Genomic DNA, 18,553 nt, shown 5'->3' on the forward strand with positions numbered 1-18,553 from the left:
TCCTCCTTTCATATTAGTCCTTATTTCAAGAGAAGTTGAAGGGCTTTCCTGATGATTTCGTCTGACGAATGCCCTTCCCCTTTCAGTTTAGGGGTGATTTTCTTAATTTCCCGTTCAGAGTAGCCCAGGGCTTTAAGGGCAAGGATGGCTTCATCAAATGCCTCATCCTTTCCAAGGGACACTTCCGCCTCCTCATGATCTGAGAACAGGCTAGGGAAATAATCAGGCACAACATCCTGGAGCTTCCCTTTTAAATCCAATATCATCTGACGGGCCGTCTTCTTCCCGACACCCGGGAACTTCGTCAGGAAACTTTCATTCTCTTCTTCAATGGCCGTGATCACCTGCTGCGGGGCACCTGATGCCAGAATCGCCAAGGCTCCCTTTGGCCCGATCCCCGAAACATTTAATAGTTTCATAAAGAGCAGCTTCTCTTCGATGGCAAGAAACCCGTAAAGGGCAATAAGGTCTTCCCTCACATGCTGATATGTAAAAATCTGAATCTCTTGATTTTGATATTTAGAATACACAAATGGATTCGCCGTATACAGCTGATACCCGATTCCATTATTCTCCACCACAACATACTCGGGACCCACTTGACTGACCGTCCCTTTAATATATTCATACATTCCATTCTCTCCCCATTTGGTACAACTTCCTGTTTTATTCTTTTGTCTCACATTCCTATTCAAAAAGACATATAAAATCTATTGTATCATATCACTATTTGATGGGATGGGAAAGGGAGACGAAAGAGAAACACCTGTTCTTATTTTATCAAAGAATGTGTAGAATGGGCAGAGGGTTCTATAAATAAAAAAACCAGTGGCATATGCACTGGTTTCCCGCTGTTATTTAGGAACGGAGTAGGGTTTATATTGTTCGAGTACCTCTTCGTACTCCTGCTTCGACTTAATGGGGATGCCTTTGACGAGGTCATCGTGACGCTTACTCTCAAGCTTCCCTACATCAATCTGGAAGAAGGATTGAATGATTTCCGCTTGTCCGGGTTTGCCGTTAAAGATGGACAGGACACCCTTATCCGATATGCCGAAGTAGCCATTGGTCTTGAGAAGAGGCGAAATATCATCCATCTTCTTCTGGAACACAATTTGTTCTTCCGTCATATCCATCAGCTGCCAATCGTCATACGCTGCCCAGAAGTCTTCCATGCTCCAAATCGTTTCCTGCACGATTTCCTCACTCACTTCCCCGTCCAGATATACGCGTTCCAATATAACCGTGACCGTATGGGCGGACGCAACCTCAGCAGGGGTTTCGTTCAGCATCTCCAGGGAACTGCCGTCTGCAGCCTGTTTCTCTTCTGTATAAAAAAACGTGAAATAAAACGCACCGATTAACAACATCACCATAAACACGATTCGAACCTTCATCGTCATCGTGATCACCTCGAACTTGATTTATGTAACGCTCTATCCACTAGTCTTACCAAAGCCTGTTAAGAATATCCAACCTCCCCCAAACTTTTTAGGGACGGACCTCAACCCAAAAAAAGACTACCCAAGAGTATTCACTCTTTAAGTAGTCCATCCTTGTTATCGGTTGATGCGGTCCTTTACTGACCGGAACATATCGTGCATGTCGAAGTTGATAGCGTCCCGCGGGCCACCGTCGCGTAAATCATTGTCAATGTTTCTTACCCGGCTGAAGGTTCCCTCATCTGTCACCACTGAAACCGTTCTTCCGTTCAGATAAGGCTGCACGGCTTCTTTCACACGTGCTTTCGTTTCTTCGATTTTGCTATGATCATCCAGCTCAATGGCTATGAGGACATCCGTTCCATAGGCGACGGCACGAACGTCACTGACGTTTTCCACCTTCCCTGTCACATCGCCTATCTTCTCGGCGAGATCCCCTTCATATGCTGTATAATAGGATCTTCTTGCAGAACGGGTATTATCATCAAGATGTCCGTGATAATTCGCATCCCCGTGGCTTGCACGGGCATCCCTTGCCAGGAAGTTCTTATCATAATCAGCAAGTGGCCGGGACGGGTTCTTCGGATTTCCATTCTCGTCCCTCACCTGAAGGAACTGGCGTTTCTTTTGACGGATATCCTGCCCTTCTTTTCCGGCAGAGTGATCATACATTTCAGTCAGAGGTCCGTCCCTCTCGTCCCGGTTGTCCCCGCCATGTCCCTCGTTGGAGTAGAAGCCAAGTGGCTCGTAGGAGTCTGAATAACGATCTTGAGCTTTTTCTTCTCCACTATTACATGCAGCGAGACCCAGGGTCATGACGGCTGTTAATGGTACCATGAATAATCGTTTATTCAAGTTACGTTTCCCCCTTCAACCCGATACTTGAGCATTTTTTCTGCTCACCATTAGGTTGTGAAAGGACATTCGCTTTCATTCGGGTCAATGTTTGGAGACATCCCCTACAATTGGGTATTGATCCTTTTCACTTCTCCATGCAGTTCCTGATTAAATTGCATCCGCTTGGAAAATTGCTGGATCGTCAAGTTCGTTAAATATCCCCATACCCGCTGTTTATACGATTGATCTTCCCTGATGAAGCGGTTCCACTCCCTGAATACATCGGATGGATACATCAATGCAATGTGAAAGATGAGATGATCACGATAAGTATGGAACGGTCCCATTTCTTTGATACCACCGAGGGACCAATTTAAATAGGGCAAGATCCGATTGCAATACTGGAGATCGTCCGTTATTTCCGTAGAGAGTGACATGAGATCGAAGTCAATCAAATAGACAGTCCCATTCTTTCCCCTTAAAAAATTATGATGCGCCACATCTCCATGTGTGATGCAGTCTCCATATTCATGAATGCCGACCGATTTTAATTCTTTTAATGCCCATTTCCCCCATTCTAAATACGTATACAAATAATAGGGCTGAATGAATGCCTGCAAATAGGGGAGATTATATTGAAACTGCATCAGCCGTTTTTTCCATTTTTTCAGCCAATGATAATGAGGGATCTCTTCTGTCCATGAACCATGGATCCTTTTCGAAACGGCATGAAACTTTTTCATTACGAGCAATGCATCTTCTCTGTCATCCGCCTGGTCGTATTGAATGGCCCTCGAAGTTTCCAGCCACATCGTAATACCGATAGGAGATCCTTCGAACAATAAAAGTTCCCGTTCATGAATGGGGTGAAACGGCAGGACATGATAAAACTTTTCACTTAATAGAGTTGATATCAACCGTTCCTGAAGCAGGAACTTCAACTGACTGGGAAATCGTTTGACGAACCATTTACTCCCATGGCTTTTCAGCACCCATTTCCCTTCTTTAATCACTTTCAGGGATGCCCCGGGATCATTTAATTTATATCGCAAAAAAGAAAGGAGACGATGTGAATAATCGTCCCCTCGTGCATGCATCTTATCCCTCAAAATCATCGTCATTGAAATTCGGCATGCTAAATGCTCTTGGACCGAACATTCCCGGTGATCCCATTTGCATTCCCTGGCCTTGAGGTCCCATTGGCATTCCTTGAGGGCCCATCGGCATTCCCATTCCCTGGCCTTGAGGTCCCATTGGCATCCCCTGAGGGCCCATCGGCATTCCCATTCCCTGACCTTGAGGTCCCATCGGCATTCCTTGACCAGGCATTCCCTGACCCATCATTCCCGGACCGAAGCCGTATGGCTGTTGCATTCCTTGAGGCATTTGCTGCGGCATCATCGGTTGATGCATCATTTGACCTGATTTCGGTCCACCACATCCGCAATCCCCCTGGTCACTTGCTCCCATCACATTCGATGGCTGACCCATTGGCGTTTGATACTGTGCTCCCATCACATTGGACGGTTGGCCCATCGGCATTTGATATCCGCCCATGGAAGGCGACTCTTCCGACATCGCTCCCTGAACCTGGCCTCCTGGTCCCATCGGATACCCGCCAGGCATTCCGCCGCCTTGGAATCCAGGACCCGGCATGACTGGGGAGACCGGATAGCAGTTCTGTGGATACGGCATGTATGGAGCCTGTTGCTGCGGCATTTGAGCCGTTGGGAAGTTCTCTTCGGATGCACCCATTACTCCTGACGGCTGACCCATCGGCTGCTGCATCGGCATTTGCATCGGTTGCTGCATATGCATCGGCATCTGCATAGGCTGCTGCATCGGCATTTGTCCTTGAGGCATATATGGCATAACAGAAGACGACTCTTCGTCATACCCCATTTGTGGCATCATCGGCATGTTCTGCATTCCAGGCATCGATTGAGCACCTTGAACCTGACTGCCAGGTCCCATAGGCATTCCTTGACCCATTGGCATCCCTTGACCCATCGGCATTCCATAACCTGCTCCTGGATGCATTCCTCCATGTGGCGGACAGAAACCTGATCCTGGCATGACCGGTGATACAGGTAAGCAATTATTCGGGTTATAATACATAGGCTGGGTGTTCCCTCCTTGTGGTTGTGATGGCATTTGTAAGCTTTCTTCTTCTTGAACACCTTTTACGGCTTCCTGCTTTGGTTTTGGCATCTGCTTTGGCTGTTCTTTTGCTTTAGGGAGTACGTTGGTAGGTTTAGGCGGTGATTTTGGTTTTGGCATTGGTTTGGCCTGTTGCTTTGGCTGCTGCACTTGCATGTTTGCCATATTCATCATGTAATAGTTGTTAATATCAATTTCCGGTACCACTGGTTTCGGCATTTTTGGTGCAAAAGGCTTTTGTACTTCTTTCGGCATTTCTTTCTTTGGTTCTTCGACCGGCATGGCCATAGGCTTCTGCTCTTTGAATGGATGCTCTGCTTTAGGCATCTCCTTCTTAGGCATCTCTTTGGACCCGTATTTGATTTGTGTCTCTTTCTTTACGGTTCCGCCTGTAGTCGGCACTTTTATTTTCATGCCGGGCATGATCATATCGGGATTTGAAAGCTGGGCATTCATCTGTTTTAATTCTTCGAAATTCACGCCATACTTCTTGGCGATCTTCCAAAGAGTATCCCCTTTTTGAACGATATGGATTTTCACTCTTTTTCCCTCCTCAGGCATAAGTCTATATATCCTATGACAAGATAGGCAAATTGCTAATCATCTACATAAAAACTTATGAGATATGCAAAAAAAATATACCGTTCCCAAGATGGGGACGGTATATTTCAGCTTGTTCATTTTTATAAAGAGAGGCATCAAGCACGTGTCAGCATGCGTTCTAAAGCGAAGACTGCATTTTTCGAGACATCTGCATCCACCTTGATGATATTTTCCGGATTTCCATCCATTATTTTTTTCAATGACCAAAGGAGATGTGGTAAATCGATCCGGTTCATCGTCAAGCAAGGGCACATATACGGATTCAGGGAAACGATCTGTTTATCCGGATGTTGATGGATCAGCCTTTTCACGAGATTCATCTCAGTACCGATGGCAAAGGCAGATCCGGGAGGTGATTGTTCAATCGTTTCAATAATGTATTTTGTGCTGCCATTCAAATCGGACTTCTCGACGACTTCCCGGCGGCATTCAGGATGAACGATGATTTTCATGTCAGGATGATTCTCACGGATATCCCCGATATTTTTCACAGTGAAATTTTCATGCACCGAGCAATGTCCTTTCCAGAGGATCACTTTCACTTCTTCCAAGTCGCCATCATAGACCAATTCGTTTTGAATGGGATCCCATACGGCCATTTCGCTTAAGGAAACACCAAGATCAGCCGCCGTATTACGTCCTAAATGCTGATCAGGCAGGAAAAGGATCCTTTGTTTCTCACCTAATGCCCACTCTACCATTTTATGGGCATTGGATGACGTAACCGTGGCTCCCCCATTTCTTCCGACAAAACTTTTGATGGCCGCAGTCGAATTCACATAGGTAAGGGGGATGATGCTGTCACCGAACATCTCCATGAGCTTCCCCCACGCCTTTTCCGTCTGATAAATGTCTGCCATATCCGCCATGGAACATCCGGCCCTCATATCCGGCAAGATGACCACTTGATTATCCTCCGTCAAGATGTCTGCTGTTTCAGCCATGAAATGAACACCGCAAAACACAATGAACTCCGCCTCTTTATTCTCAGCGGACAGTTGGGCAAGCTGAAGGGAATCACCAACGGCATCAGCAAATTGGATCACTTCGTCTTTTTGATAATGATGCCCGGGAATGAAAAGCTTCTTTCCTAACTGCAGCTTGATTTCCCTCACTCTGTTTTCCATCTCGACGGTCGAGAGGCTCGTGAATGATTCAGGCAGGACGTTCGTTTCTTTCGTTAATTCATCGAGTAACCCCATGTTCATACCCCTTCCCTATTCCTACTCTTGCACTGATATCGAGTGATTTCACAGAATGCGTCAAGTACCCGAGGGAGATATAATGCACCCCTGTCTCCGCATAAGCATGAAGACTCTCCCTGGTGATCCCGCCCGATGCTTCCGTCACGATATGAGACGGTACAAGCGGGATCCACTCCTTAATCGTCGACGGAGTACAGTTATCGAACATGATGACATCTGCCCCTGCCTCAATCGCTTCCAATAATTGTTCTTTCGTTTCAATTTCCACTTCCACCTTCACCATATGACCGATTTGCTTTTTCACCTGCTTCACAGCCTGAGTGATCGACCCGGTGAAAGAAATGTGATTATCCTTTAGCATGACAGCATCATATAGACCGTTTCTGTGGTTGAACCCGCCGCCGGTCCTTACAGCGTATTTCTCAAGCATCCGGAGTCCCGGCGTCGTTTTCCGTGTATCACAAAGCCGGACCCCGGTGCCCCTCACGTGTTCCACCGCCCGGTACGTTTCCGTTGCAATACCGCTCATACGCTGGATCAGATTGAGGATAACCCGTTCCCCCTGGAGGAGATTCCCCATAGGACCACGGATTTCAGCAATTGACCGACCCGCTTCCACCCATTCACCATCTTCAACGAACATCTCGATATCGACCGTGGGACCAAAAAGGGAGAAGCCGATCTCAATCACATCCCTCCCACAAAAAATGCCCTGTTCTTTCATGAATAGTGAAAAGGAGCCTTGATCGCTTTTTCTGAACAGGATTTCAGACGACAAATCTCCGTCACCAAGATCTTCCCGGTAAAATGTTTCAAGCATAGATTTTAGTTTCATTTTGTTCATGATCGTCCACCCTCAATCGCCCTTCATTTTTTTGTAGAACCATTTTCCGTTTCAACCATCCTGCATTATCTTCCATCGGGAAATCTGACCGGATGTGACCTCCCCTGCTTTCTGTCCTTAATAACGCAGACTCTGTAACAAGAAGGCTTACAACCCACATGAAATACAAGTGAATTTCTTCACGTGAATTAAAATCAATATGCTCATGAAAGGTAAGAGGCTGTTCGTTTAACCACTCCAAATGAGCGGATAAGCCTTCTTCCTTCCGTATGATTCCGACGTGATTCATCATTCCTTCTTTTAATTCGTCTGCATGAAAAGGAATCGATATGGGTTCCCCCTCGACGATCCGGTCGAATGGGGAATAGACAAGCGCAGAGGAACGAACTCCACTCTCTATCAAATATTCACCCAGACGCTCCCCGTACACCAACCCTTCCAACAATGAATTGCTCGCCAGGCGATTCGCCCCGTGAATACCGCTGCAAGCAACTTCCCCGATGGCATACAGTCCTGGGATATTGGTCCTTCCCACACGATCGGTCACGATTCCTCCCATCATAAAATGACATCCCGGAGAAACAGGGATCCTCCCTGCCTCAATGGAAATATGATGTTTTGAGCAGAGGGCGAAAATAGAAGGGAATTTCCCTTGAAAATCTTCTATTCTACTAATATCCAGATACACATTTCTTCCTTTTCTTCGTTCCTTATAAATACACTCGGCCACAATATGCCGGGGGGCAAGTTCCATGAGGGGATCAACGCCCTCCATGATCCGTTTCCCCGCATCATTGAGGAGTATGGCTCCCTCTCCTCTCACCGCTTCTGAAATCAGACCGCATGTTTTCCCATCCGACCAAAGGAGCGTCGGATGAAACTGAATGAACTCCATATCCGAAAGCTTTGCTCCTGCAAGAAAGGCAAGGGCCATCCCATCTCCCGTTACGGACGGATGATTGGATGTAGACGGATATAACCCACCGATCCCACCCGTTGCGAGAACAATATGAGGAGCATAGTAAAAGCGGATGGCGTCATCTTTATCCTTGGTCTTCACTCCGCAGCATTGCCCCCTGTCATTTTTGACAAGTTCGTACACCATTTCCCGTTCCACGAATTGAACCTTTTCCCGTGAAAGGGATTTCAATAAATGGTTCATTAAAAATTTCCCCGTCTGATCTCCCCCGCTATGAAGGATGCGATATTCACTATGTGCCCCCTCCATTCCGAGAGAAAGGCTCCCATCGTCTTCCCGATCGAAAGGTGCCCCCTCATTCACCAGGGATTCCACGATCCGTTTTCCATCTACTAGGAGTTCTTTCACACTGTCTTCAAGCTGGTGATAGCACCCTGCTTCCAATGTATCCTTTAAATGGGAATGGACGGAATCCTTCAGACCTATAGGTGCCGCGACCCCGCCTTGAGCGAGATACGAGTTACCACTTTCGATTTCATCCTTTGTGATAATCATCACATAAAAATGATCTTGAAGTCTGCGTGCCAATTGCAAAGCAGCAATGCCACTTCCTACGATGATAATATCGGTTTTTTCCATCAAAAACCCTCCTGATTATTTACAGGTGTCTTGACACATATATTTACACATAATTAAACTAATGACAAGAGTTTTTTACAAGAGTCATATATTCAGACAATTCCCATTAAAGGCAGGTTATATAATGAACTATTTTGATTATGCTGCTACAACCCCTGTAGATGCTGAGAGTTTACACGTGTTCCGGACCGTAAGTGAAGAGTTCTGGGGCAACCCGAGCAGTCTTCACGATATCGGAGGGAAAGCGGGGCTCCTCCTTACAAAATGCAGAGAAAAATTGGCTGCGCTCCTCGGTGTCCCTTCTAAAGGGATTCACTTTACTTCCGGTGGGACGGAAGGGAACCATATAGCCCTTGTCACACTGGCATTAAGCAGACAAAAAAAAGGAAAACACATCATCATCGGAGGAGCCGAGCATTCCTCCATTCATTCCTCAGCCGCTTTTCTCCAGGGGCTGGGCTTTACAGTCACGAAGATCCCTTTGACTTCTGATGGCCAGATCGAGCCTCAAATGATCAAAGAATCGCTTTCGGAACAGACGACCGTTGTGAGCATCGGACACGTCAATGGAGAAATCGGAACGATCCAGCCACTCCATGCCATTCATGATCTACTGAGAGATTGTGATATCCTCCTTCACAGCGATATGGTTCAATCATTCGGGAAAATGGACGTTACGGATGTCACTTCCAAGGTCGACAGCTTCACCCTTTCATCTCATAAGATTTACGGTCCAAAAGGAGTCGGCGCATTTTATATCAATCCAGCCCTGGACATCACTCCCATGATACCTGGACAGACTCATGAAGACGGATTCAGGGGGGGAACGGTGAACCTTCCGGGGATAGCGGGATTTGTGACAGCCGCTGACCTGTCCCACCATTCCTTTGCAACATCCCATTACATGGGGATGAGAACACATTTTTTAACGGGACTGGAAGAACTGCTGCCCGGCCGGTACACTCTTTATGAAGGACCCTCACATGCACAGCTGCCACATGTCATCGGCCTCGGCATCCACGGAATTGAGGGACAGTGGCTCATGCTTGAATGCAACAGGCGCGGCATGGGGATTTCCACCGGCAGTGCATGCGGTGCCGGTTCCGAGGACTTACCCAAGACCCTTAAGAGTATGGGTGTCAGTCAAAGAGCTGGAAAAGAATTCATCCGGATATCATTCGGAAGGGATACAAGGGAAGAACAAATAACAGAATTGATCCGCGCATTGTCTGACATCCATGCGTCTCTAAGCTCTCCCTTAACTTGAAGAGCCGGTTGTGATATGATTTCCTATATCGATTGGGGACGGAGGAGATAATGGTGGCAGGAAAAAAGATCCTGGGAGAAGAAAGAAGACAGTGGATCCTTGATAAACTAATGACAAAGCTCTCCCCGATTACAGGTGGGGAGCTCGCGAAGCAGACCAATGTCAGCCGGCAGGTGATCGTAAGTGACATCACCCTATTGAAAGCAAAAGGCGAACCCATCATCGCGACGAGCCAAGGCTACTTGTATATGCCCGCCTCGAATCAGGATACGATGATTGAACGGACGGTTGCTTGCAAGCATCAACCTCACCGGTCGGAAGAAGAACTCTTTTTGCTTGTCGATCACGGGGTCACAGTCAAGGATGTCAAGATCGAACACGGTGTGTATGGTGATCTGACCGCTTCAATCATGGTGTCGAACCGCAAAGAAGTGGAGCAATTCATGAAGAAGATTGATGAAACCGGGGCATCCTTTTTATCAGAATTGACCGACGGTGTCCATTTACATACATTAATGGCCCAAACGGAACAAACCCTGGATAATGCAGAAAATGCGCTCCGTGAAGCCGGCTTTTTGATTCAGAGTGATCTATAGGACTGACAGCCGCATATCCTTTCATGAGGGCAAGCCCACAAAAAAAAGGCAGAATCCACAAGGGATCTGCCTTTTTTCTTTAGTTATCCAATAAATAGGAAGAATACGTCCCGATCATTTTCACTGTGCATCCGAGGGCTTCCATTTCACTGATCGCTCCCGGAAGAAGGACATCATCCATTTCATGAGCCACATCAATTAAGAAGAAATAATCACCGAGTCCCGTTTTCAGCGGTCTTGATTCGATTTTACTCAAGTTCAGCTGTCTCCAGGCAAATGTGGACAATACCTGATGAAGGGCGCCCGATCGATCCTTTGGAAGAGTCACCATCAAGGTTGTCTTTTCCATGTTCTTTTCCTGGGGCAGAGTCAGTGGATCCGGTGTCTTATGTAAGACGATGAACCTGGTATGATTATAGGCAAAATCATGAATGTTCTCATGCAGGATGTTCAACCCGTATTTTTCTGCTGCCAGCTCGTTCCCAATCGCACCAAGGAATGAATCAGGATTCTCACTCACGAATTTAGCGGCGGCAGCCGTACTCGTCGTCTGTTCCAGGGGTACCCCGCGAAACTGTTTATGTAGAAATTTATGACACTGCGCGAGTGCGTGGGAATGGGAAAGGACTTTCCCGATCTCTTCTTCACTGTCACTCCACGCCGGATGTATCATTAAGTGCTGCTGAATGGCGGACGTCAATTCAGCGACAATCGCTAAGTTCGCTTCATGAAACAAATAATCCACCGTAATATGTACCGAGCCTTCCAGGGCATTTTCTAATGGCACAACCGCGTAATCCACTTCATTCTCGATCACCGCCTCGATGCAATCGGGTATCGTCACATACGAAACCGTTTCTTCATCAGGAAAAGCCTTCTTGACGGCTAAATCTGTAAAGGAAGCCTGTGGTCCTAAATATGCAATCTTCACTCTGATCTTCCTCTCGCTCACTTGAAATTTATTGAACATTCTAACACGTATATGAGCAAAGGGGAAGGTTTTCTATAAAAAAAGAAGTGTCAGGCTCCTGAACCCAACACTTCCACTTTCTCGACAAATTCCAAACGACGGAGCTTTGAGAGTAAGTCTTCCAATCCGATCGTGAGGTCCGTTACGTTCAAGGAAAGTGTGACATTCGCTCTTCCCTGCAGCGGAATCGTCTGATGGATCGTCAATATATTGCAACCATGCTTGGCTGTTTCACTTAATAGATGAGACAACGTCCCTGACCGGTCCTCCAAATGAAAGAACAGTGTAATGATCCGTTCCTTCACGATGGTGTGGAAAGGAAATACCGTATCCCGGTATTTGTAAAAGGCGCTCCGGCTCAAATCGACCCGGTGGACCGCTTCCCAGACCGAATCCGCCTTGCCCCTTTCAATTAATTCTTTTGCATCCAGGGTCTTCTTCATCGCTTCCGGCAGCACGTCTTCACGCACTAAATAAAACTTGCCTTCTTGAAATTTTTTCCCCAATGACTATTCCTCCAATTGTCTGACTGTAGAGGTTCGAGGCAGCTAGCCCCGTATAAAACCGCTTTCGCTTTCTATTGTAGAACAGGTGGCGGCAGATTTCAGCCGCCACCTGTCATTTCCTCTGAATAGATAAAGGATGAAACTTAATCTACAAATTCGAACTCATATTTTATCAAGCGGATCGTATCGCCATTTTTGGCACCACGTTCACGGAGGGCATCATCTACACCATACGAGCGAAGCTGTCTCGCGAAACGTCTTGCGGAATCTTCACGTGAGAAGTCCGTCATTTTGAACAAGCGTTCAATTTTCGCACCGCCGACGACGAATGTACCATCAGGATCACGCGTGATTTCGAATTCTTTTTCTTCCTCTTCATGCTTGTAAAGAACCCGGTGAATACCCGTCTCTTCTTCTTCATGGATCGGGAATTCAGCTGTTGTCTCCACTTTATCCGCAACGGCATACAACAACTCAGCGAGACCTTGTCGAGTAACTGCTGAAATCGGGAACACAGGATACTCTTCCTGAAGTTTCTCTTTGAAGACCTTCAGATTCTCTTCCGAATCCGGCATGTCCATTTTGTTGGCAACGATGATTTGCGGACGCTCGGTTAAACGAAGATTGTACTGCTTAAGCTCTTCATTGATCGTCAGGTAATCCTCGTATGGATCCCTTCCTTCCATACCGCTCATATCGATGACGTGCACAATGACGCGCGTACGTTCAATATGACGAAGGAATTGATGTCCGAGTCCTACGCCTTCATGGGCACCTTCAATCAATCCTGGAAGGTCGGCCATGACGAAGCTTCTTCCATCTCCCGTTTCCACCATTCCTAAATTAGGTACGATCGTAGTGAAATGGTAGGAAGCGATCTTTGGCTTCGCTGCCGATACAACGGAAAGGAGCGTTGATTTCCCGACACTCGGGAATCCTACCAATCCAACATCAGCGAGAAGCTTTAATTCCATCACGATATAACGCTCTTGACCCGGCTCACCCTTCTCAGAAAGCTCGGGTGCAGGATTCGCAGGCGTAGCAAAGCGGGAATTCCCTCTTCCTCCGCGTCCGCCTTTTGTGATCACTGCACGTTGACCATGCTGCACAAGGTCGGCAATCGTTTCACCTGTATCATCGTCCTTCACCACTGTCCCGGGTGGAACCTTGACAACCATATCCTCTGCATTGCGTCCATGCTGATTCTTACTCATCCCGTGCTCTCCACGAGGTGCCTTGAAGTGACGCTGATAGCGGAAATCCATTAACGTTCTTAAGCCTTCATCCACTTCGAAAATAACGTCTGCACCGTGACCGCCATCTCCACCGGCGGGACCACCTTTAGGTACATATTTCTCACGACGGAAGGCAACCATACCGTTTCCTCCGTCACCGCCCTTTGTATAAACCTTGACCTGATCTATAAACATACTTTCACTCCTAACTTATCACTGCAATCGCTTCAATTTATTCAGCGATTACATGAACGACAAGAACCTCTTCTTGCAGTTGTTCTATTTCTATATTTTCTCCGTTTGATCGTTGATTTTTGATCCAGTCTTCCACTAAGCTTGTACTCTTTAGTATACCTGTGAAATCAAATATAAAACGGGATTGTTCTTTAGTAATGTCAAGTATTATGGATAACTGATTTTCTACATTGTTCATTACATTTGATTCAAGGAATTCCAGAAACTCCTTGCACCAGTTGTAAAGTCTTTGATCTTCAAGCCGGTGGGGCTCGAGTCGAAGGACTTCAAAATCCAGCTTAATCAAATGTCTTGACCAATTATAGGTTAATATCCATTCTGCCAGCAATGGAAGCTTTACATTCGAAAGCTTAGATTCATTTTGTGCAACAAGGACCATTTCCTCGATGACCTGTTTCGCCCGCTCCACACGGCCAAGGTCCAGATTCCCTTTAATTAATTGCAAATCATTCATCCAGTCGTGGCGGGCATGCCTTAACGCCTCGACTACACCCCAATTTTCGCTCATAATCTAACTCCTATACTTAAGTGCTACCTGTAAGTATATCAAAGATGGGCGTCGTGCGTATATTGTTTCTGTGAAATTGGTGTATGTGAATGAAAATCGGACATATACCTTTGATAAAAATAAAACTCTAACCGAAAGTCGGTTAGAGTTTTCGTTAAAGATATGCGATTAAGCTTCATTCGCAACTGGGTATACGCTCACTTTTTTCTTGTCACGACCCATGCGTTCGAAACGAACAACACCGTCGGTTTTAGCGAAAAGTGTATCGTCGCCGCCACGGCCGACGTTTAGGCCTGGATAAATTTTCGTACCGCGTTGACGGTAAAGAATTGATCCACCAGAAACCATTTGACCGTCTGCACGCTTAGCACCAAGGCGCTTTGAGATAGAGTCACGACCATTCTTAGTCGAACCTACTCCTTTTTTGGACGCAAAAAACTGAAGGTCTAATCTTAACATCTGTTCCACCTCCTACTTTTTGAAGGTTATTTTAATAAAATCACTATAGTCTCTTTCAATCGTCTGGAGGCTGATAAGCATGCCGTCGAGCAGCAGCTGAATCTTGCTCTCCGTTTCTTCCGGAAGATCATCAGGGATGACGCAGCGAAGGGATCCACCATCAGAGGATTGCTCGATGGACGGTTCTACACCGGTTAACGCCATAATGGCATTAATACTGCCGAATGAAACAGCAGAAGCACCTGCACAGACAATGTCTTGCCCATTTTCGGCAAAATCAGCATGTCCATCCATGGAGAAAGAACGGATCCTTTTCCCGGAGGAACGCTCTACGTAAACGTTAATCATGTAACCACGCCTTACGCGTTGATTTCGTCAATGACAACTTTAGTGTAAGGTTGACGGTGACCTTGCTTACGACGGTAGTTCTTTTTCGCTTTGTATTTGAATACTACAAGCTTTTTCGCGCGGCCTTGTTTTTCAACTTTCGCTGTTACAGTAGCTCCATCCACTAAAGGACTTCCTACTTTCACATCGTCACCACCAACGAATAGAACTTTGTCAAAAGTTACCGTATCGCCTTGTTCTCCGTTAAGCTTTTCGATGTAGATTGCTTGACCAGCTTCTACACGGATTTGCTTACCACCTGTTTCGATAATTGCGTACATAATCGCACCTCCTTATAAACTCAGACTCGCCAATGACAGGTGTTGGATTGCTCCAAGCTTTTGTACCTGTAATGAGCGGTTGTAGCACGGGTGCTACAATCAATAACATTAGAATCCTATCACATAAATCGATATACTGTCAATAACATTCAAGAAATTCATACGATCTTCGTTATTCTGAAATAAGGATGATCGTGAGTGATTTCCTTAATGTTGATCACTTTATTCAATGCTTTCTGGAGTCTCTCGATGTGGCTGCCCTGTTTCCCTGCAAACATTTCCGCTACTTCCCGGGTCGCTTCCACATCAATTCGTGAGCCGTCCATCCCTTCACATTCCCACAGCTCCCGTTCAAGCTGGAAGGCCATCGTCTCAGGACTCATTTCCCTCCCCGTACCTTGACATACAGGGCACGGCCGGGTCAAGGATTTGGCAAGGGGCTGACGGGTCCTCTTCCGGGTCAATTCAAGGATCCCGAGTTTTGTGAACCCTACAATCGTTGTACGCTGCCGATCTGAAATGAGAGATTCTGAAAGAGCATCGATCACTTCCTGGCGGTGGCTGTCCTTTTTCATATCAATGAAATCGATGAGGATCATCCCGCTTAAATTGCGGATCGTAAGCTGTTTCGCCATTTCTGCTGCCGCGAGTTTATTCGTCTCCAGTATGGTTTGCTCCAAGTTGCCTTTCCCGGTGAATTTTCCGGAATTGACATCTACAACCGTCATGGCTTCCGTTGATTCGATGACAAGAGTGGCCCCGTTCGGAAGCCACACTATTTTTTTCAGGGCGTCTTCCCATGCCGAGTAAACGTCATAATGTTTAAAAATATTTTCATGACCCTGATAAAGCTCGAACGACCATTTTTCTTTGATCCCCGCCCCGCTCATTTCCTCGACCTGAAGAAGGCTGTCATACTCATCGAAGACGATCTTCCCACCCTCTCCTTTTTTCAAATACTCGTGGAGATCCTCATAGAAGGTATCCTGCCGGGACAGGAGGGACGGACACTTCGCCCTAATCGATACCCTCTCAAGCCTTTCATGGCGTGCACGCAGGGAGTTCACCTCTTCTTGTAACACTGCCTCTTTCACCCCTGAGGCGTTGGTGCGCATCACAATGCCTTCTCCCCCTTGTTTCCACTCATGTGCTAATCGCCTCAATACCTTACGATTTTCCTCATCCACTTTTTTCGATACCGCCACATAATAGCCCTTTGGCATATACACCAGATGTTCACCCTTCAGTTCAATGACCGAGGTCAATCTGGCACCCTTCGTCCCCATCTCATCCTTTAGAACCTGAACGATGATTTTTTCCCCTTCATGGACACAATTCCCGATCGGGGTCGGATCGCTCCCCTCATGATACGCTTTCACATTTTGCGGAAAGTCCTTTTCATGAAGGTAACCATTCTTTCCTTGCCCAAAATCGATAAACGCCGCACCGAGTCCCTTTTGGACCTTGACGACCCGTCCCAAGTAAATATTGCCCGTTAAGCTTTCTTCTCCAGGCGGATATGTATATAGACCGATAATTTCATTATGTGAACGGTGTACCCACCGTTTTTCCCTGCCCTTACTGTGTACAATCATTTCTTCCATACCTAAACCCCTTTCCCACGGAAAAACTCATAAGAAAAAAGGGTTGATTTCAACCCTTTTACCAGTATGCCCTTACTTTATACAGTTCGTATCCATTCGTCAATAAAGGTAAAGAAGATCCTTCGTCTTGGCTGATGTCATCTTTTCCGCAAAGAAGGCGTGGAGCAGCTCGTTCTCATCGAGTTTCCCCACTTCAACCCCCTTTTCAAATACAACCAGGGGATGCTTCACACCCCGCTGAAACCGTTCCACCACCGTCAAGATGGATTCATCACTTTCAATGGGGAGCGGCCTCAGCTGCACAAATTGATGGCTCTTCCCGTAATACCTCTCTAATAAAAACTTCATAAACGCATATCTCCTTTGCTTCCAGTCGACCCAAAGGGAGAAGTACAGGAAGGACAGGACGATCCACAAATTCAGGTGCAGTGGAGCGATGATGAGTACAACCAGGTGGAACAGTAATAATAATCCAAACGAAAAGAGGAGCGTGTATTCATACGCCCTCAAATAATTCAACTTCCTCGCAAGGAGCAGGGAAACCAGCTTCCCCCCGTCCAACGGCCAGATAGGCAGGAGATTAAACAGCAACACCATCATATTCAGCTGAAAAAAAAGCGAAAAGGTATCCTGACTGATCACGCCAAACTCCAACAGACCGAAGCCAAATGCAATAAGCCAGACGTGCTGCAGGGGGCCTGCCGCCACCACCCAGAACTCTTCCATTAAAGAACGGTTCCCGTGCTCATCCATCTCCGCGACACCCCCAAAGGGTAGCAGGGCTATTCTTTTCACCCTCCAGGAAAAGGATTGAGCCATGATCCCATGGCCCAGTTCATGGATCGTTATGATGATGAGGAGCAGGATCAGTTCAAAGAAGTGGGCCGTCATGATGGCAATCCCGATGACAAGCCACAGCAAGGGATGGACGTAAAACTTCTTCAGTAGTGAAATGAAATTAGTCAAATGACATCACCTGGATCGGGTCGATGAATTCATCACCCATTTTAATGGCGAAATAAAACTCACCCGTTGCTTCGTCTTGACTGCTCGATGAAACCTTACCTACAAGAGAGCCCTTCTTGATTGATTCATACTGCTTCACATCAATCGATTCCAAATTGCCGTACCACGATTCCGATTTGTCCGCATGTTGAATGACCACCGTATTCCCCAGCTCCTCCTTTTTCCCTGCAAATAGAACCAAACCTCCCTTCATAGCCGTTACATCCTCACCAAGGACCGTCTGCAGCATGATTCCCTGCCCATTGGTCTTGAAGTTTTCTACGACCTTCCCTGAAGCAGGCCTTGCATATTCAGCGCTTTGTTCGGACGCGGATTCTTTGCCGGAATCACTTGCAGGCAACAAAGCAAGTGGTTTTCCAAATTGATCTTCATACCAGGTGGAAATGGCGGCGAATTGGAACTCCGTATCCATCGTCTTCATGACAACGGCTCTTGCGTCAGTGAATGAGGGAGTTGGGCTTTTGAACATGATGGCCGTCACCAACACCATGATCCCTGCCCCGAGTATTTTCAGCATGAAGGTTTCTTTCTTAAAAAGAGGATGGACTCCTTCCGGTGGAGGGCCTCCTTCAAAGCTTGTCTGACGCTCCATTCCATAGCGTTCCTCATCACTTGGCAGAAAGTATGAGGGATTGTCGCCTGTGCCTGCCCCTGCCATTTTTTTTCGTTTTGCTATCCGCTTCCGTATTTCATCCGCTCGATTCCCCATGTACACCATTCCTTTTTATAAGGTATTGTTTCATAACCAGTGATTGGCTTGGTCCATTCCTGCTGATGGGCAAACGGGTGTCAGATCCATACCAAGATTCC

Annotated in this window: 20 protein-coding genes and 1 other annotated feature; of the genes, 2 read left to right on the forward strand and 18 right to left on the reverse strand. The window is 46.7% G+C overall.

The features are described from left to right. Positions 1-20: 20 nt before the first annotated feature. The 8 genes from ruvA to nadB all read right to left on the reverse strand — a co-directional run bounded on the left by ruvA (position 21) and on the right by nadB (position 8,649). Positions 21-632: a Holliday junction branch migration protein RuvA gene (ruvA, locus tag AM506_RS03340; RefSeq protein WP_060670823.1), complete on the reverse strand. Its 612-nt coding sequence runs from the start codon at positions 630-632 to the stop codon at positions 21-23. A gap of 222 nt (positions 633-854) precedes the next feature. Beyond that, a complete protein-coding gene (locus tag AM506_RS03345; RefSeq protein WP_152968520.1) occupies positions 855-1,403 on the reverse strand; it encodes an intercompartmental signaling factor BofC in 549 nt (182 codons plus the stop codon). Between the two features lie 156 nt (positions 1,404-1,559). After that, positions 1,560-2,297: a YhcN/YlaJ family sporulation lipoprotein gene (locus AM506_RS03350; RefSeq protein WP_060670825.1), complete on the reverse strand. Its 738-nt coding sequence runs from the start codon at positions 2,295-2,297 to the stop codon at positions 1,560-1,562. Positions 2,298-2,401: 104 nt separating this feature from the next. Then, positions 2,402-3,400 (reverse strand): phosphotransferase, encoded by a 999-nt coding sequence (locus tag AM506_RS03355; RefSeq protein ID WP_152968521.1) that lies wholly within the window; start codon positions 3,398-3,400, stop codon positions 2,402-2,404. Beyond that, positions 3,378-4,979, reverse strand: coding sequence for a SafA/ExsA family spore coat assembly protein (gene safA / locus AM506_RS03360; protein ID WP_060670829.1), 1,602 nt, complete (start codon positions 4,977-4,979; stop codon positions 3,378-3,380). The genes AM506_RS03355 and safA overlap by 23 nt, the downstream gene beginning before the upstream one ends. A gap of 158 nt (positions 4,980-5,137) precedes the next feature. Beyond that, positions 5,138-6,244, reverse strand: coding sequence for a quinolinate synthase NadA (gene nadA / locus AM506_RS03365; RefSeq protein WP_060670831.1), 1,107 nt, complete (start codon positions 6,242-6,244; stop codon positions 5,138-5,140). Beyond that, complete coding sequence (gene nadC, locus AM506_RS03370) at positions 6,228-7,091, reverse strand: carboxylating nicotinate-nucleotide diphosphorylase (RefSeq protein ID WP_060670833.1); 864 nt, start codon at positions 7,089-7,091, stop codon at positions 6,228-6,230. The genes nadA and nadC overlap by 17 nt, the downstream gene beginning before the upstream one ends. Next, positions 7,060-8,649, reverse strand: a complete 1,590-nt coding sequence (gene nadB / locus AM506_RS03375; protein ID WP_060670835.1) for an L-aspartate oxidase — start codon at positions 8,647-8,649, stop codon at positions 7,060-7,062. Before nadB ends, nadC begins: the two co-directional genes overlap by 32 nt. Positions 8,650-8,773: 124 nt before the next feature. Here nadB and AM506_RS03380 point away from each other — a divergent pair, with 124 nt between their 5' ends. Together AM506_RS03380 and AM506_RS03385 are read left to right on the forward strand one after the other, a co-directional pair. Further along, positions 8,774-9,916 (forward strand): IscS subfamily cysteine desulfurase, encoded by a 1,143-nt coding sequence (locus tag AM506_RS03380; protein WP_060670837.1) that lies wholly within the window; start codon positions 8,774-8,776, stop codon positions 9,914-9,916. A gap of 50 nt (positions 9,917-9,966) precedes the next feature. Then, entirely contained in the window at positions 9,967-10,512 is a 546-nt protein-coding gene (locus tag AM506_RS03385) for a transcription repressor NadR (protein WP_060670839.1), read from the forward strand. 79 nt (positions 10,513-10,591) lie between these two features. Here AM506_RS03385 and pheA read toward each other — a convergent pair whose 3' ends face one another. From pheA to AM506_RS03435, 10 genes are all read right to left on the reverse strand, one after another. After that, the gene (gene pheA / locus AM506_RS03390; protein WP_060670841.1) at positions 10,592-11,443 is read right to left on the reverse strand and encodes a prephenate dehydratase; all 852 of its coding nucleotides are present in this window, start codon (positions 11,441-11,443) and stop codon (positions 10,592-10,594) included. Positions 11,444-11,532: 89 nt separating this feature from the next. Next, positions 11,533-11,988: an ACT domain-containing protein gene (locus AM506_RS03395; protein WP_034757235.1), complete on the reverse strand. Its 456-nt coding sequence runs from the start codon at positions 11,986-11,988 to the stop codon at positions 11,533-11,535. 143 nt (positions 11,989-12,131) lie between these two features. Next, complete coding sequence (gene obgE / locus AM506_RS03400) at positions 12,132-13,418, reverse strand: GTPase ObgE (protein WP_060670843.1); 1,287 nt, start codon at positions 13,416-13,418, stop codon at positions 12,132-12,134. Between the two features lie 37 nt (positions 13,419-13,455). Beyond that, on the reverse strand, positions 13,456-13,986 hold the full coding sequence (locus AM506_RS03405) for a Spo0B C-terminal domain-containing protein (RefSeq protein ID WP_060670845.1): 531 nt from the start codon (positions 13,984-13,986) through the stop codon (positions 13,456-13,458). 168 nt (positions 13,987-14,154) lie between these two features. Further along, positions 14,155-14,445: a 50S ribosomal protein L27 gene (rpmA, locus tag AM506_RS03410; RefSeq protein WP_034757227.1), complete on the reverse strand. Its 291-nt coding sequence runs from the start codon at positions 14,443-14,445 to the stop codon at positions 14,155-14,157. Positions 14,446-14,457: 12 nt separating this feature from the next. Next, positions 14,458-14,793 (reverse strand): ribosomal-processing cysteine protease Prp, encoded by a 336-nt coding sequence (locus AM506_RS03415; protein WP_060670847.1) that lies wholly within the window; start codon positions 14,791-14,793, stop codon positions 14,458-14,460. A gap of 11 nt (positions 14,794-14,804) precedes the next feature. Further along, positions 14,805-15,113 (reverse strand): 50S ribosomal protein L21, encoded by a 309-nt coding sequence (rplU, locus tag AM506_RS03420; RefSeq protein ID WP_060670849.1) that lies wholly within the window; start codon positions 15,111-15,113, stop codon positions 14,805-14,807. Positions 15,114-15,125: 12 nt separating this feature from the next. After that, positions 15,126-15,204 (reverse strand) — a sequence feature (ribosomal protein L21 leader region). Between the two features lie 67 nt (positions 15,205-15,271). Then, positions 15,272-16,717, reverse strand: a complete 1,446-nt coding sequence (locus tag AM506_RS03425) for an Rne/Rng family ribonuclease (RefSeq protein ID WP_060670851.1) — start codon at positions 16,715-16,717, stop codon at positions 15,272-15,274. Positions 16,718-16,816: 99 nt separating this feature from the next. Then, on the reverse strand, positions 16,817-17,683 hold the full coding sequence (locus AM506_RS03430; RefSeq protein WP_060670853.1) for a M50 family metallopeptidase: 867 nt from the start codon (positions 17,681-17,683) through the stop codon (positions 16,817-16,819). Beyond that, positions 17,676-18,452: a M23 family metallopeptidase gene (locus AM506_RS03435; RefSeq protein ID WP_060670855.1), complete on the reverse strand. Its 777-nt coding sequence runs from the start codon at positions 18,450-18,452 to the stop codon at positions 17,676-17,678. The genes AM506_RS03430 and AM506_RS03435 overlap by 8 nt, the downstream gene beginning before the upstream one ends. Between the last annotated feature and the right edge of the window lie 101 nt (positions 18,453-18,553).

Origin of the sequence: Rossellomorea vietnamensis (assembly GCF_001305855.1) — a bacterium.
Classification (GTDB): domain Bacteria; phylum Bacillota; class Bacilli; order Bacillales; family Bacillaceae_B; genus Rossellomorea; species Rossellomorea vietnamensis_A.

What these genes read in the sequence shown, in the direction of transcription:
- AM506_RS03435 (WP_060670855.1), bottom strand. Translation starts at nt 18,452, where the DNA reads ATGGGGAATCGAGCGGATGAAATACGGAAGCGGATAGCAAAACGAAAA.
- AM506_RS03405 (WP_060670845.1), bottom strand. Translation starts at nt 13,986, where the DNA reads ATGAGCGAAAATTGGGGTGTAGTCGAGGCGTTAAGGCATGCCCGCCAC.
- obgE (WP_060670843.1), bottom strand. Translation starts at nt 13,418, where the DNA reads ATGTTTATAGATCAGGTCAAGGTTTATACAAAGGGCGGTGACGGAGGA.
- AM506_RS03380 (WP_060670837.1), top strand. Translation starts at nt 8,774, where the DNA reads ATGAACTATTTTGATTATGCTGCTACAACCCCTGTAGATGCTGAGAGT.
- nadC (WP_060670833.1), bottom strand. Translation starts at nt 7,091, where the DNA reads ATGAACAAAATGAAACTAAAATCTATGCTTGAAACATTTTACCGGGAA.
- AM506_RS03345 (WP_152968520.1), bottom strand. Translation starts at nt 1,403, where the DNA reads ATGACGATGAAGGTTCGAATCGTGTTTATGGTGATGTTGTTAATCGGT.
- AM506_RS03415 (WP_060670847.1), bottom strand. Translation starts at nt 14,793, where the DNA reads ATGATTAACGTTTACGTAGAGCGTTCCTCCGGGAAAAGGATCCGTTCT.
- AM506_RS03385 (WP_060670839.1), top strand. Translation starts at nt 9,967, where the DNA reads ATGGTGGCAGGAAAAAAGATCCTGGGAGAAGAAAGAAGACAGTGGATC.
- AM506_RS03355 (WP_152968521.1), bottom strand. Translation starts at nt 3,400, where the DNA reads ATGACGATGATTTTGAGGGATAAGATGCATGCACGAGGGGACGATTAT.
- nadA (WP_060670831.1), bottom strand. Translation starts at nt 6,244, where the DNA reads ATGGGGTTACTCGATGAATTAACGAAAGAAACGAACGTCCTGCCTGAA.
- AM506_RS03425 (WP_060670851.1), bottom strand. Translation starts at nt 16,717, where the DNA reads ATGGAAGAAATGATTGTACACAGTAAGGGCAGGGAAAAACGGTGGGTA.
- nadB (WP_060670835.1), bottom strand. Translation starts at nt 8,649, where the DNA reads ATGGAAAAAACCGATATTATCATCGTAGGAAGTGGCATTGCTGCTTTG.
- ruvA (WP_060670823.1), bottom strand. Translation starts at nt 632, where the DNA reads ATGTATGAATATATTAAAGGGACGGTCAGTCAAGTGGGTCCCGAGTAT.
- rplU (WP_060670849.1), bottom strand. Translation starts at nt 15,113, where the DNA reads ATGTACGCAATTATCGAAACAGGTGGTAAGCAAATCCGTGTAGAAGCT.
- rpmA (WP_034757227.1), bottom strand. Translation starts at nt 14,445, where the DNA reads ATGTTAAGATTAGACCTTCAGTTTTTTGCGTCCAAAAAAGGAGTAGGT.